Origin of the sequence: uncultured Tateyamaria sp. (assembly GCF_947503465.1) — a bacterium.
Classification (GTDB): Bacteria; Pseudomonadota; Alphaproteobacteria; order Rhodobacterales; family Rhodobacteraceae; genus Tateyamaria.
Genome location: NZ_CANNDN010000002.1, coordinates 258,971 through 273,171, shown reverse-complemented (window position 1 = coordinate 273,171; position 14,201 = coordinate 258,971). Strand labels below are relative to the sequence as shown.

General features: G+C 62.9%; 15 protein-coding genes and 1 riboswitch. Of the genes, 13 read left to right on the top strand and 2 right to left on the bottom strand.

Features of this window, described 5'->3' with window-relative positions; translation table 11 throughout:
• Positions 1-15 precede the first annotated feature (15 nt).
• Positions 16-753, top strand: a complete 738-nt coding sequence (locus Q0844_RS13925; protein ID WP_299045881.1) for a methyl-accepting chemotaxis protein — start codon at positions 16-18, stop codon at positions 751-753.
• A gap of 74 nt (positions 754-827) precedes the next feature.
• Here Q0844_RS13925 and Q0844_RS13920 read toward each other — a convergent pair whose 3' ends face one another.
• Entirely contained in the window at positions 828-1,694 is an 867-nt protein-coding gene (locus Q0844_RS13920) for a hypothetical protein (RefSeq protein ID WP_299045880.1), read from the bottom strand.
• A 117-nt stretch (positions 1,695-1,811) separates the two neighbouring features.
• Here Q0844_RS13920 and miaB point away from each other — a divergent pair, with 117 nt between their 5' ends.
• The 9 genes from miaB to Q0844_RS13875 all read left to right on the top strand — a co-directional run bounded on the left by miaB (position 1,812) and on the right by Q0844_RS13875 (position 10,349).
• A complete protein-coding gene (miaB, locus tag Q0844_RS13915) occupies positions 1,812-3,134 on the top strand; it encodes a tRNA (N6-isopentenyl adenosine(37)-C2)-methylthiotransferase MiaB (RefSeq protein ID WP_299045877.1) in 1,323 nt (440 codons plus the stop codon).
• A gap of 276 nt (positions 3,135-3,410) precedes the next feature.
• Positions 3,411-3,932, top strand: a complete 522-nt coding sequence (locus Q0844_RS13910; protein ID WP_299046780.1) for an OmpA family protein — start codon at positions 3,411-3,413, stop codon at positions 3,930-3,932.
• Positions 3,933-3,942: 10 nt separating this feature from the next.
• Positions 3,943-4,245, top strand: coding sequence for a hypothetical protein (locus Q0844_RS13905; protein ID WP_299045875.1), 303 nt, complete (start codon positions 3,943-3,945; stop codon positions 4,243-4,245).
• 172 nt (positions 4,246-4,417) lie between these two features.
• Complete coding sequence (locus Q0844_RS13900; RefSeq protein WP_299046779.1) at positions 4,418-5,383, top strand: PhoH family protein; 966 nt, start codon at positions 4,418-4,420, stop codon at positions 5,381-5,383.
• A gap of 61 nt (positions 5,384-5,444) precedes the next feature.
• Entirely contained in the window at positions 5,445-5,939 is a 495-nt protein-coding gene (gene ybeY, locus Q0844_RS13895; protein ID WP_299046777.1) for an rRNA maturation RNase YbeY, read from the top strand.
• Positions 5,940-5,985: 46 nt separating this feature from the next.
• Entirely contained in the window at positions 5,986-6,873 is an 888-nt protein-coding gene (locus Q0844_RS13890; RefSeq protein WP_299045872.1) for a hemolysin family protein, read from the top strand.
• The gene (gene lnt, locus Q0844_RS13885) at positions 6,870-8,387 is read left to right on the top strand and encodes an apolipoprotein N-acyltransferase (protein ID WP_299045870.1); all 1,518 of its coding nucleotides are present in this window, start codon (positions 6,870-6,872) and stop codon (positions 8,385-8,387) included. Before Q0844_RS13890 ends, lnt begins: the two co-directional genes overlap by 4 nt.
• 9 nt (positions 8,388-8,396) lie before the next feature.
• Positions 8,397-8,447, top strand: a riboswitch (SAM-SAH riboswitch).
• Between the two features lie 3 nt (positions 8,448-8,450).
• A complete protein-coding gene (gene metK / locus Q0844_RS13880; RefSeq protein WP_299045867.1) occupies positions 8,451-9,632 on the top strand; it encodes a methionine adenosyltransferase in 1,182 nt (393 codons plus the stop codon).
• Positions 9,633-9,752: 120 nt separating this feature from the next.
• Complete coding sequence (locus Q0844_RS13875; protein ID WP_299045865.1) at positions 9,753-10,349, top strand: hypothetical protein; 597 nt, start codon at positions 9,753-9,755, stop codon at positions 10,347-10,349.
• Between the two features lie 27 nt (positions 10,350-10,376).
• On the opposite strand, the gene Q0844_RS13870 is transcribed toward Q0844_RS13875, so the two are convergent.
• Positions 10,377-11,123, bottom strand: coding sequence for a class I SAM-dependent methyltransferase (locus Q0844_RS13870; protein ID WP_299045863.1), 747 nt, complete (start codon positions 11,121-11,123; stop codon positions 10,377-10,379).
• Between the two features lie 480 nt (positions 11,124-11,603).
• On the opposite strand from Q0844_RS13870, the gene rpsA reads away from it, so the two are divergent.
• The 3 genes from rpsA (at position 11,604) to Q0844_RS13855 (ending at position 14,198) form a co-directional block, all read left to right on the top strand.
• The gene (rpsA, locus tag Q0844_RS13865; protein ID WP_299045861.1) at positions 11,604-13,280 is read left to right on the top strand and encodes a 30S ribosomal protein S1; all 1,677 of its coding nucleotides are present in this window, start codon (positions 11,604-11,606) and stop codon (positions 13,278-13,280) included.
• Between the two features lie 283 nt (positions 13,281-13,563).
• Positions 13,564-13,848 (top strand): integration host factor subunit beta, encoded by a 285-nt coding sequence (gene ihfB, locus Q0844_RS13860; protein ID WP_076626727.1) that lies wholly within the window; start codon positions 13,564-13,566, stop codon positions 13,846-13,848.
• A complete protein-coding gene (locus tag Q0844_RS13855; protein WP_299045854.1) occupies positions 13,848-14,198 on the top strand; it encodes a LapA family protein in 351 nt (116 codons plus the stop codon). Before ihfB ends, Q0844_RS13855 begins: the two co-directional genes overlap by 1 nt.
• Positions 14,199-14,201: the final 3 nt, after the last annotated feature.

Sequence of the window (14,201 nt, the reverse complement as noted above, 5' to 3'; positions counted from 1 at the left end):
TGTTGGAGAGACACTGTGTTTGACATTGATCGTCCGGATCAGGACGCGACGGATGCGCCCCTGACCCGTGCCCTGCAATTGCAATGCCGGGCCCTTGCGGCTGTTCCGCATGAATTTCGGGCCGTGGGCACGTGGCTGAACTATGATTGCGCCTTGCTGCCGCATCTGGACGATCCCGATGATCGGGACCGCGTGATCGAGGACATGGCACGCGCGCGCGCCGGTCTGGAACAGGTCATGCGGTATTTCGACCTGACGGCGGACATTCCCGACTATGATCCACAGGCGCTCGCGTGGTTTCGCGCCTGCCTGAACCGCGCGCCGCAAAAGGCGGACCCGTTTCGGGTGACGGCGCGGATGCTTTACGACCTGCAGGCGGTGGCGACAGACGGGCACATGTCGCTGAAACAGGTGCATCGGGACACGTCCCACTACATCATGACCCATCTCGGACCCGAGATTGTCGGTCTGCTCGGCATCCTGAATGCCGAGGTCGAGGATCAGGAACAGACCCGCGTGCGCTATGCGGCGGAAATGCACGCAAAGGCGGACGCCGCGGTGGCCGACATCACCTCGGTCAGCAGGATGGTGCGCCTGATTTCGCTGAACGCGTCCGTCGAAGCGGTGCGCGCGGGTGACGCCGGGCGCGCATTCGGCGTCATCGCGTCCGAGGTCAAGGCCATGTCCGAAGCGATCCAGACCTCGGCAGCGACGGTCACCAGAACCGTGCGCGACCTGACCGACAGGATGTAAGCCGCGCACCGCGCGATGCGGTAACGATCTCTTAATTTGTGTTAATATTCCATGGGGTTACCCGTGGGTAACCCTCAGAACCACTGGCCCGGTTCCATAAGCCCCAGATCCAGAAGCTGGCGCGAATGCCATTCGAACGGGGCAGAGTTGTGCCATTTGAACGTGTCGATATCAAAGGTGCTTCCGGGGTTCAGCTTCAGCGCCTTGGCGGTGCGGAAGGAACAGATCGCAGCCGTCAGGTTGTGGTGCCATTCGCAGGCAAAGGTGTTGTATTCTTCGTCATTGAAGGTGTGATCGTCGCGCAGCTTCAGGCCGGGCTTGGTCTTGAACAGCGAAATGCGGTCGATCTTGCGCCGGGCTTCGGGCACATGTTCCTCGAACCGCCAGCGCAGCCCGCCATAGAAGTTCAGCTGCCGTTCCTTGGGATGCCCGTTCGCGCCGGGCCGGGCCAACGCGTAATACCCCGACTTGTCCAGATGGGCGCCGTCCAACGACACCGCGTTGGGGTTGGCCCACAGGTCTTCGGCATAAAGGTCGACCACATAGGTCAGCATCGCATTGCGCCGTTCTTCGGTGTGAAAGGCCAGCATTTCGCCCACCGACCGGGTTTCGCAAAAGGGATGGAACAGGAATTCGGCGTTGTAGCAGTAGAACATCCATGTCCCGGCGGGCACCGCCCCGATCACTCCGTTTACGGCGGTTTCCAGCGCATCGGGGGCCGAGGTGTTGCAGGCAATTCGAATGACACTGTCCTGCAGGTCGCGCGCCAGACCGAACCGTTCGGGCATGAACGCGATCACATGCGCAAACCCGGCCTGTTGATGGTGGCGCAGGGTGGTTTCCAGTTCCACATCATCTTCGGCCAGGACAACGGCCACCGGCCCCTTTTTCGGAACCGCCTCCTTGTCGGCGATGAAACTGCTCAGACTGTCGAACTGCATGTCGTGCCCCTTGTGGCGGTCTTGCGGTCAAATTTCGGTTAATCGGCGCCGCATTGCAAGATGCGGGTGGGGCTGGTAAGCGGCGCTCTCCATCCGCACCATTCGGGACCGCGCCCCATGTCGACGCCCAAAAAGCTCTTTATCAAGACCTATGGCTGTCAGATGAACGTCTATGACAGTGAACGCATGGCCGAAGCGCTGGGCGGGCAGGGCTATGTCGAAACGTCGACGCCCGATGACGCCGACATGATCCTGCTGAACACCTGCCACATCCGTGAAAAGGCCGCCGAAAAGGTCTATTCCGAACTGGGCCGGTTCAAGGGGCTCAAGGCCGCGAACCCGGACCTCAAGATCGGCGTGGCAGGGTGCGTGGCCCAGGCCGAAGGCCAGGAAATCATGCGCCGCCAGCCCATGGTGGATCTGGTGGTCGGCCCCCAAAGCTATCACCGCCTTCCCGAAATGGAGGCCAGGACCCAGGCCGGCGAAAAGGCGCTCGACACCGACTTCCCCGAGGAAGACAAGTTCGAAAAGCTAAAAAACCGTCCCAAGGCGCAACGCGGTCCCACCGCGTTCCTGACGGTGCAGGAAGGATGCGACAAGTTCTGCGCGTTCTGCGTGGTGCCCTACACCCGCGGGGCCGAGGTCAGCCGTCCGGTGGACCGCATCCTGACCGAAGCCCGCGATCTGGTCGAACGCGGCGTGCGCGAAATCACCCTGCTGGGCCAGAACGTCAACGCCTATCACGGTGCCGGCCCCGACGGGGCGGACTATACGCTGGCGCGGCTGATCTGGGATCTGGACAAGGTCGATGGGCTTGAACGCATCCGCTTCACCACCAGCCACCCCAATGACATGACCGACGACCTGATCGAGGCGCATGGCACCTGTTCCAAGCTGATGCCCTACCTGCACCTGCCCGTGCAGTCGGGCAGCGACCGCATCCTGAAACGGATGAACCGCAGCCACACCGCCGAAAGCTATCTGCGCCTGATCGAACGCATCCGCGCCGCCCGCCCCGACATCTTGATGTCGGGCGATTTCATCGTGGGCTTTCCCGAAGAAACCGAAGAGGATTTCCAGGCCACGCTCGATCTGGTGGAAGAAGTGAATTACGGCTACGCCTACAGCTTCAAATACTCGACCCGCCCCGGCACGCCTGCCGCGGAACGCGCGCAGGTTGATCCGGCCCAGGCCGACGACCGCCTGCAACGCCTGCAATCCCTGATCACACGCCAGCAGCGGGCCATTCAGGACAGCATGGTGGGCCGCACGGTCAACGTCCTGTTCGAAAAACCCGGGCGCCGTCCTGGCCAGATGGGTGGCAAAAGCGACTATTTGCACGCCGTGCACGTGGACGATGCCCCGGTCAAGGTCGGCGACATCGCGCCAGTCAGAATCGTCGAGGCCGCAGCCAATTCCCTGGCCGGTGTGATCGACTGATCCGACGCTTTGCCGACAATTCGTGCCAAAATTGCCCGGCCCAATTGTAAGTGGGCCGATTTAAGGCACAATATCTGGTAAAAACGGGTTCACAGACCGTTAATTTTTCCCTACGCTTTTGCGCAGAGTGGCGAGGGTCGGCCTGTTTCCGGGCATGTTGGTGATCCTTGCGGGGGACCAACAAAAAGGGACAGGGCTGTGGCGAAATTCTTTTCGAAAACAGTTGATAGGCTTCTGACCACCGCGGCTGCCACCGCAGTGGCACTGACGTCGCTGATGGCGGCGGATGTATCTGCGCAGACGTTCAGCACCGACACGCGGTCGCAACAGGGGCGCGACCAGGGACAATACATCCCGACAATCTGGGTCGACCCGGATGGGTGCGAACACTGGGTGATGGATGACGGGGCAGAGGGCTACATGACCCCGCACGTCAACCGCAAGGGCATCCCGGTCTGCCGCCGGGGCAACCTGTGCGGCGTGATGAACTCGGACCAGTTCTTCCAGACGGACAGCGCACGCATTCATGCGGCAGGGCAGCAACGCCTCAGCGAATTCTTCAGCAACTCGACCGCGCAGGCGTTCATCATCACCGGTCACACCGACAGCCGCGCCAGCGATGCCTACAACCTGCGTCTGTCGCTGAACCGGGCCAATGCGGTGGCAGCCGTGGCACAGCGGTCGGGCGCCCGCATCGCGGATGTGCGCGGCTATGGCGAACGCCTGCCCGCGCAACCCAACAACACAGCCAAAGGCATGGCAGCCAATCGCCGTGTCGAAATCATCTGCATTCAGTAAGGGGCGTATCATGACCAAGTTGAAATTCGTCCCGCTTGCGATCGCAGGATTGGCCCTGGCGGCCTGTGGTGATGGCCTGCCCCCGGACAAGACGGTGGACCGGGGCACCGACCGCAAGGACCTCAGCCAGCTTCAGGCCGGTATCTGGGTGGATCCCAATGGCTGCGACCACTGGATCATCGACGACGGGGTCGAGGGATACCTGTCCGCGCGGCTCGATCCCTTTGGCAAGCCGGTCTGCTCGGGCGTGGCCGAACCCACGCGCACGGCGGGCGACTTCAAGGGTGGTTCGCGGATCGGGGACCCCAACTGATCCCGCACCCAGCCGTATCCAGGGGCCGGAGCGCACAAGCGCCCCGGCCTTTTTTGTTTCATTTGCATGAAATCACGTCCCAGCCCGTTGCGCCCCTTGTGCGAACTTGCGACGCTATCAGGAAACGAGACTCAAGGAGCAGCATTTGACCCTAGACCAACCGTCCCAGGAGATGGTCCTGGAATTTCCCGACAACCGTCTGCTGATCGACCTGTGCGGCCCTTATGACAGCCATTTGACGGCGATAGAATCCGCGCTGGACGTGCAGATCGTGCGACGGGGAAATGTGCTGGCGGTGCTGGGGGAGGACGGGGCCCAGAAACGGGCGGGCGCCGTGCTGAACGCGCTCTACCTGCGGCTTGAGACCGGCAAGGACGTCGAACCGGCAGATGTCGATCGCGAGCTGCGCATGGGCCAATCCGAAGTGGGGACAGGCGCGCGTCAGGGCGATCAATTGGAAATGGCGGTCGGCAACCGGATCGAAATCAAGACCCGAAAGAAACTGGTTGAGCCGCGCACGGACGCGCAGAAGGCCTATGTGCAGTCGCTATTCGACAATGAAATGGCCTTTGGCATCGGCCCCGCGGGCACGGGCAAGACCTACCTTGCCGTTGCCGTGGGTGTGTCGATGTTCATCTCGGGCCATGTGGACCGGATCATCCTCTGCCGGCCCGCGGTCGAGGCAGGCGAACGGCTGGGTTTCCTGCCCGGCACCCAAGAGGAAAAAGTCGATCCCTACATGCAGCCGCTTTACGATGCGCTGAACGACTTCCTGCCGGGCAAGCAACTGGCCAAGTTGAAAGAGGAAAAGACCATCGAAATCGCGCCCCTCGCGTTCATGCGCGGCCGCACGCTCAGCCGCGCCTTCGTGGTGCTGGACGAGGCGCAAAACGCCACCACCATGCAGATGAAGATGTTCCTGACGCGCCTTGGCGAAGGCTCGCGCATGGTGATCACCGGGGACCGCACCCAGATCGACCTGCCGCGCGGCGTGGCATCGGGCCTCTGGGATGCGGAACGCCTGCTCAAGAGCATTCCCAACATCAGCTTCAACTACTTCACATCCAAGGATGTCGTCCGCCACCCGCTTGTGGCCGCCATCATCGAAGCCTACGAGGCGGACACGGAGGCGCAATGATCCTCTTTCACTTTGCCAAGTAAACTCCGGGGGTCCGGGGGCTGGCCCCCGGTTCAGACATCTGCCACACGACATCGACATCCTGATCGAAGACAGCCGCTGGCAGGATGCAGACCTTCCCGCACTGGCACGGCGCGCCATTGATGCAACGCTCGACCATCTGGGCCTCGGACCTGCCGAACTGTCGGTACTGGCCTGTGATGATGCACGCATTGCCAGTCTGAATGGCGACTTCCGCGACAAACCCACCCCCACAAACGTCCTCAGCTGGCCCGAAGAGGATCTGTCGGCCGCAGCACACGGCGCCGCCCCGCGTGCGCCGCGACCGGATCCCGGCGGCACCCTCAGCCTTGGCGACATCGCCATTGCCTACGACACCTGCGCCCGCGAAGCCGCCGACCGGGCCATGCCGATGGGCGATCACGTGACCCATTTGCTGGTTCACGGAACGTTACATCTGTTGGGCTATGACCACATAAGTGACACAGACGCCACGCGGATGGAGGCATTGGAGGTCGAAATACTTGGCAAACTGGGCCTGCCTGACCCATATTGAGGCCCATCAAGGGGCGATGCCCCGCATGTGACTTGGATAGGAGCCAATGGGCGACACCGACGGATCGTCTGACGCGGCGCAGCGCGCGCAGTCAGGCACTGACACGACCGAACCTTCGCAAAGTGGTGGTTTCCTGTCGCGCGTGATTGGCGCGCTCAGCCCGCCAGGTAATGACACCACCCCCCCCGAGACACCCAGTCCCCGGCCGCAATCGCACGGCATGATCAACCTGCGGCGCCTCCGGGTCGAGGACGTGGCAGTACCGAATGCGGACATCACCGCCGTCCCCGACACCGTGTCGCTGGATGAATTGGTGCAGGTGTTCAAGGACAGCGGCTATACCCGCCTGCCGGTGTTCGAGGGGACGCTCGACACGCCCATCGGCTTTGCCCACCTCAAGGATGTCGCCCTGCAACACGGGTTCAACGGCGACGGGGCGGATTTCGATCTGCGCGCGCGCCTGCGCCCGCTGCTCTTCGTGCCGCCCTCGATGACCATCGGTGTCCTGCTGACCAAGATGCAGACGGAACGGCGGCACATGGCGCTTGTCATCGATGAATATGGCGGCGTCGACGGGCTGGTCACGATCGAGGACCTGATCGAACAAGTCGTGGGCGAGATCGAGGATGAGCACGACGTGGACGAGGGCATCCTCTTTACCCGCGAAAAGACGGGGTGCTATCTTGCGCTGGCCAAGACCCCGCTCGAGGAATTCGAGGCCGAGATCGGCGTGTCGCTGACCACCCACGATGACGTGGACGAAGAAGAGATCGACACGCTGGGCGGCCTCGTCTTCATGCTGGCAGGCCGCGTGCCCGCGCGCGGCGAGGTGGTGCTGCACCCCGACGGGGCCCAGTTCGAGGTCATCGATGCCGACCCCCGCCGGATCAAGCGGCTGCGCGTCCGTCTGAAAGGGCCGGAGCCCGCTGAATGACCCTTGTCCCGCGCCTGCAGGCCTTGCCGTTCTGGGTGCAGGTGCTTCTGGCAATTGCTTTCGGGGCGGCGGGTGCGGGCGCGCATGCGCCGTTTCTCTTTGCACCGGCGATTGTCCTGCCGCTTCTTGGCGGGGTGCTGGCGCTGCGGGTCGGCACGGCGCCGCTGCGCGCCTTTGCGCTCGGGCTGGCCCTGGGGGCCGGGTATTTCGGGCTGACGATGACCTGGATCACGGAACCTTTCCGGGTCGATGCGGCCGCAACCGGATGGATGGCCCCGTTTGCGCTGGTGCTGCTGGCGCTTGGCATGGGGCTGTTCTGGGGCGGGGCCGTGGCCTTTGCCCGCTGGGCAGGCGGCCGGGTCTGGGTGCTCGTGGTGGCCTGGACGGGGGCCGAACTGTTGCGGGCCTACCTGCTGACCGGATTTCCATGGGCCACACCGCCACAGGCGCTTGTGCACACGCTTGCGGGCCAGGGGCTGGCGTGGCTTGGGCCGCACGGTCTGATGGCCGCCATGTGCGCCGTGATCGCGGGACCCGCGGCGCTGCCGCGGCGCGGGGCCTGGGCCGTGATCCCCGTGGTGATCCTTGCCGGTCTGATGCTGCGCCCGCTCGACACCGGACCGGCGCCGCTCACGGATCAGACCGTGCGCCTGATCCAGCCCAACGCGCCGCAGGACGAAAAATGGGACCCCGCGCGCATCCCTGTCTTCGTCAACCGCCAGATTGACTTCACCGCCGCCGGGGACGTGCCCGATCTGATCGTCTGGCCCGAAACGGCGTTGCCCTACCTTCTCGAGAACGCCCAACCCGCCTTTGACGTGATCGCCGATGCCGCACGCGGCGCACCCGTTGTGCTTGGGATCCAGCGACGCGACGCCTCGGGGCGCTACTACAACAGCCTGGTCGCGCTGGATGATGCGGGGCAGGTCGGGCAGACCTACGACAAGCACCACCTGGTCCCGTTCGGGGAATACATGCCCCTGCCGGCCCTGTTTCGCAGCCTGGGCGTGCGGGCCCTCGCCGAGCGGGCAGATGTCGGATACGCGCGCGGGCCAGGCCCGCAAGTGCTGGACATGGGGCCGCTGGGCACCGCGCTGCCGCTCATCTGTTACGAGGCGGTCTTTGCCCATGACGTGGGCGCCGCCCCCACGCGGCCCGATTTCCTGATGCAACTGACAAATGACGCGTGGTTCGGCATGCGTTCGGGTCCGCAGCAGCATCTGGCGCATGCGCAGATGCGCGCCATCGAACAGGGGCTTCCGCTGATCCGGGCGGCCAACACGGGCATCTCCGCCGTGATCGACCCCAGGGGGCGGATCACCGCGTCACTGGGCCTGAACGAGGCGGGGTATGTCGATGCCGTCCTGCCCGCTCCCGGGGCTCCGACGCTCTACAGCCGCACGGGCGACTTGCCGTGGGTGCTGCTGGTTCTGACAGGGTTGATTGCAGCCATTTTGCACCGCGCGCGCACCCGCCGCACGGCACCCATTGACGCAGGCACCCCCGACGCGTAAGGCGTCCCGGACCCGCCACAACGGCTTCCTGACGTGGCGCGGATAACCTGTAATGGAGCGCTCATGTCCCGTCAGAATTACACCTTCACCTCGGAATCCGTGTCCGAAGGCCACCCCGATAAAGTCTGCGACCGCATCTCTGATGCCGTGCTGGACGCCTTTCTTGCCGAAGAACCCGAAGCCCGCGTCGCCTGCGAAACCTTCGCCACCACCAACCGCGTCGTCATCGGCGGCGAGGTGGGCCTGAGCGATCAGGACACGCTGCACGATTACATGGGCAAGATCGACGAGATCGCGCGCGCCTGCATCAAGGACATCGGCTACGAGCAGGACAAGTTCCACCACGCGACCTGCGAGGTGACCAACCTTCTGCACGAACAATCGGCCCATATCGCGCAAGGCGTGGATGCGGCCGACAACAAGGACGAAGGGGCAGGCGATCAGGGCATCATGTTTGGTTTTGCCACCAACGAAACGCCCGAACTGATGCCCGCCCCCATCCACTATGCCCACGCCATGCTGCGGCGTCTGGCCGAAGTGCGCAAGAACGGCACCGAACCCGCGCTTGGTCCCGACGCCAAGTCGCAGCTTTCGGTGATCTACAAGGACGGCAAGCCCGTGGGCGTCAGCAGCCTCGTGCTGTCGACCCAGCACCTTGATGAAAGCCTGACCAGCGACGACATCCGCGCCATGGTCACCCCCTATATCCAAGAGGTGCTGCCCGACGGTTGGTTGACAGACGAAACCGAATGGCACGTGAACCCAACGGGCAAGTTCGTGATCGGCGGCCCGGACGGGGACGCGGGCCTGACGGGGCGCAAGATCATCGTGGATACATACGGTGGCGCGGCCCCGCACGGTGGCGGCGCGTTCTCGGGCAAGGACCCGACCAAGGTGGACCGCTCGGCCGCCTATGCCGCGCGCTATCTGGCGAAGAACGTCGTGGCCGCCGGTCTGGCGGACAAGTGCACGATCCAGCTCAGCTACGCCATCGGCGTGTCGAAACCCCTGTCGATCTATTGCGACACGTTCGGCACCGGCCAGGTCAAGGATTCAGCGATCGAAACGGCTGTGGCGCAGGCCATGGACCTGACGCCGCGCGGCATTCGCGAACACCTGTCGCTGAACAAGCCGATCTACCAGCGCACGGCGGCCTATGGTCACTTTGGCCGCGCGCCTGATGCGGATGGCGGGTTCAGCTGGGAACGCACCGATCTGGCCGACGCGCTCAAGGCCGCGGTCTAAGGACCCCGACGGGCGCAGGGGTCCACCTGCGCCTGTTACACCAGATCACCAAACGGTGCTTGGCAATTGAACCATGGCTGGCCTAGCTTTTGTTGCAGATCGCAAGGAAAGGCACCGGCCATGGTATTCGTTCGCACCGCATTGATGGTTACTGTTCTGGCGTGCACGGCCATCTACGGCGCACATGCCCAGACCACGCCGGACAATGGATCCGACGCAGAGGTGCTGCCCGACGCGGAAACGCTGCCGCAGGCCCGGCTGGAACCCCCGATGACATTGCTGCGCATGGCCGAGATCATCCGCGCCATCGATCCCGAGGCGCAGCCAGCCGGCAACGCCATCCAGTTCACGCTGGACGACATTCCGATCATCGTGATCGCCGATCCGGTGGCGGACCGGATGCGCGCCATGGTCCCGATCCGATCCGCCGACGGCATCAGCGCCGAAGAACTGATGCGCCTGATGCAGGCCAATTTCGACAGTGCACTCGACGCCCGCTATGCGGTGGCACAGGGGCGGCTTTGGGGGGTGTACATCCACCCGCTCAGCCCGCTGGAAAAGGATCAACTGCTGTCGGCCTTCGTGCAGACGATCAACGTGGCCCGCACCTACGGACAAACCTATTCCGGGGGCGCCACCGTCTTTGGCGGCGGTGACAGCAACGGGATCTACCAGGAACTGCTGCAAGAATTGCGGGAACTGGGGGAAGAGATCTAGCGCAGTCCCGCATCGCGCTGCGGCCGGTCAGGTCCGTCTGGCAAGTGCACCGAACATCATTTCCGAGACCGACGTCGACCGCGCAACGGCGCGTTCCGCGGCCAGCCGCGCGTCCAGCGTATCGATGTCGATCTCTTTCGCGGTCGCAATCCCCGCAGCTTCGATCCTGGGCAGCATGGCCCTGACTATATCAGCCGTCGGCGCGGGTTGATCGGGCGTTTCGACAATCGCCTCCGCCAAAAGTCGGATGTCGTCGAAACCGGCCTCTGTCAGCAAATGATGCAGGTGAAACCCCGTGCCGGGATTGGCGCCCTCGGCCTGCACCGTTTTCCAGATCCAATCACGCGCCTGATCGGCCAGTGGGCGTGCCGACGTGGAATGCTGCAGCGTCGCATCGTGTTCCTGTAGGATCAGAACGCCGTCCGGCTTCAGCAGGGTGTGGAACGCCTTGGCCGCAGCGGCCTGATCGGGCAGGTACATCAGGACCCGCCTGCACGTGATGACGTCGAACCGGGTACCCTCCTGCGCAAGATCCATCAGGTCACGATCGACGAAGCGGGTGTTGGTCAGTCCCAGTTCATCGGCCGTTTGCCGTGCCAGGTCCAGCGCCTTGGCATTCAGGTCAATCCCGACAACATCGCCGTCGTCACCGACGGCCTGCGACAATCGGAACGTGACCACGCCGCTGCCACATCCGACATCAAGCGCCGTTGCCCCCCGGGGGATATGCGCCTGAGCGAACAGTCGATCCGTAAATGCGCCGCCATTGTCCATGCGGCTGCGATATCATGTTTGAATCGCCAGATGCCATGTCTTTTGCAACGGCGACCAAACCGGGCCGCGCTGCGACCGCCCGCCTTCGGGCAACAGGGTGCCAAACAGGTGGTTAATATCCGCTACCGGACCGTGCGGCGCGCTATATCCGTGCAGCGTCGCGACAATTTCAGACAGGTGAATATCGCGTAAACCCGACGAACACGCTGTCCCCGCGGGGACAAACCTGAAAAAACCGGGGACACCCGCCGGAAACGCGCCCAAAAGCGCCAAACGCTTGCCCTTTGTCGCAACGCCCGCTATACGCGCGTCCGTCGACAAGGTGTAAACACCGCAGAACATCGAGATGAGCAGGGTCGGAACCATCCGGCCCTCTTTGTTTTGCAGACGGAGTGCGCACCTGACCAACGAAACCTTGAAGACCGGCGGAGACAACCGCACGGCCCGAAAAACCGAACACAGTTAGGATAACGACGCCACATGGCCGATAAAATGATGGAGGAATTCGAAGCCCTCCTGCAAGAAAGCTTCGAAATGGACACGCCCGAAGAGGGGTCAGTTGTCAAAGGCAAGGTCCTCGCCATCGAGGCAGGTCAAGCCATCATCGACGTAGGCTACAAGATGGAAGGCCGCGTCGAGCTCAAAGAATTCGCAAATCCCGGTGAAGCGCCCGAAATCTCTGTCGGGGACGAGGTCGAAGTGTACCTGCGCGCCGCCGAGAACGCCCGTGGCGAAGCCGTCATCTCGCGCGAGATGGCCCGCCGCGAAGAAGCCTGGGATCGCCTGGAAAAAGCTTATGCCGACGACGCCCGCGTCGAAGGGGCCATCTTTGGCCGCGTCAAGGGTGGCTTCACGGTCGACCTCGGCGGTGCCGTGGCCTTCTTGCCCGGCTCGCAGGTTGACGTGCGCCCCGTGCGTGACGCGGGCCCCCTGATGGGTCTCAAGCAGCCGTTCCAGATCCTGAAAATGGACCGTCGCCGTGGCAACATCGTTGTGTCGCGCCGTGCGATCCTCGAAGAATCGCGTGCTGAACAGCGCGCCGAAGTCATCGGCAACCTGACCGAAGGTCAGAACGTCGACGGCGTGGTCAAGAACATCACCGAATACGGTGCGTTTGTTGACCTTGGCGGTGTTGACGGTCTGCTGCACGTCACGGACATGGCATGGCGCCGCGTGAACCACCCGTCCGAGATCCTCACCATCGGTGAGACGATCAAGGTGCAGGTCATCAAGATCAACAAGGAAACCCACCGCATTTCGCTGGGCATGAAGCAACTGCAAGAAGATCCATGGGATCTGGTGGCTGCCAAGTACCCGCTGGAAAGCACCCACACGGGCCGCGTGACCAACATCACCGACTACGGTGCGTTTGTTGAGCTGGAACCCGGTGTCGAGGGTCTGGTCCACGTGTCCGAAATGTCCTGGACCAAGAAGAACGTGCACCCCGGCAAGATCGTGTCGACCAGCCAGGAAGTCGAAGTCATGGTTCTGGAAATCGACGGTGCCAAGCGCCGCGTGTCCCTGGGCCTGAAACAGACCATGCGCAACCCGTGGGAAGTGTTTGCAGAAACACACCCCGAGGGCACGGAAGTCGAAGGCGAAGTCAAGAACATCACCGAATTCGGCCTGTTTGTTGGCCTCGAAGGCGACATCGACGGCATGGTGCACCTGTCCGACCTGTCGTGGGACCAGCGTGGCGAAGAAGCCATCCAGGATTACCGCAAGGGCGACATGGTGCAGGCTGTTGTGTCCGAAGTGGACGTCGAGAAAGAGCGCATCTCGCTCTCGATCAAGGCCATCGGCGGCGACAAGTTCGCAGAAGCGGTGGGCGGCGTGAAGCGCGGGTCGATCGTGACGGTCGAAGTGACAGCCATCGAAGATGGTGGCGTCGAAGTGGAATACGAAGGCATGAAATCCTTCATCCGCCGCTCCGACCTGTCGCGGGATCGTGCCGAACAGCGCCCCGAGCGGTTCTCGGTCGGTGACAAGGTTGATGTCCGCATCACCAACATCGACAGCAAGACCCGCCGTCTGGGTGTCTCGATCAAGGCACGCGAAATCGCCGAAGAGAAAGAGGCCGTGGAACAGTACGGTTCGTCCGACAGTGGTGCATCGCTGGGTGATATCCTGGGCGCCGCGCTCAAGGGTGACGAATAAGTATCGCGTCAGTCCAATGACACTGACGACAAGAAAGGGGCCCTGCGGGGCCCCTTTTGCTGTGTCACGGGACGCATCGAATCATCCGCGACGCAAGCTGTGCACAATGGTGCATAGGCACGCACGGCGGCTGGGCAACGCTGATTTTCATGCCATGGACCTTTCCGATTGGTAAAAAAACCGGCCGAGCCCAAAATGCGGCTATTCCCGAAAGGCGCGTTTGTTCCTATAGTTACCGGACGCATAATGAAAAAAGCACCGAGTCCCTCGGGAGGAATTCAAGATGATCCGGTCAGAGCTGATCCAGAAGATCGCAGACGAAAATCCACACCTGTACCAAAGAGACGTGGAGCGGATCGTGAACACCATCTTCGACGAAGTGACCAACGCCATGTCGCGCGGCGACCGGGTCGAGTTGCGCGGTTTCGGTGCGTTTTCGGTCAAGAAGCGGGACGCGCGTACCGGGCGGAACCCAAGGACCGGTGAGACCGTTGAAGTGGAAGAAAAGCATGTGCCGTTCTTCAAGACCGGCAAGCTGCTGCGTGATCGTCTGAACGGGAAAGCCTGATGCGCTACATACGCTATGCCTGCATTGCCATCTTTGCCGTGGCGTTGATCGCGGTTGCGCTGGCCAACCGCGGTTTGGTGACGCTCAAACTGTTGCCGGACGAGATTGCGGGCCTGTTTGCGGTGGCCCCCACAGTCGAATTGCCGCTGTTTGTCGTCATCTTTGGCGGCATCGTTGCCGGGCTGCTGGTTGGTTTCGTCTGGGAATGGCTGCGCGAGCATAACATCCGTGCGGAGAGCGCGCGCAACGCCCGCGAGATGCGTCGCTTGGAACGCGAGGTCAAACGCCTCAAGTCCGAAAAGCACGAGGGCAAGGACGAGGTGCTGGCCCTTTTGGACGAGGCCAGCTAAGCC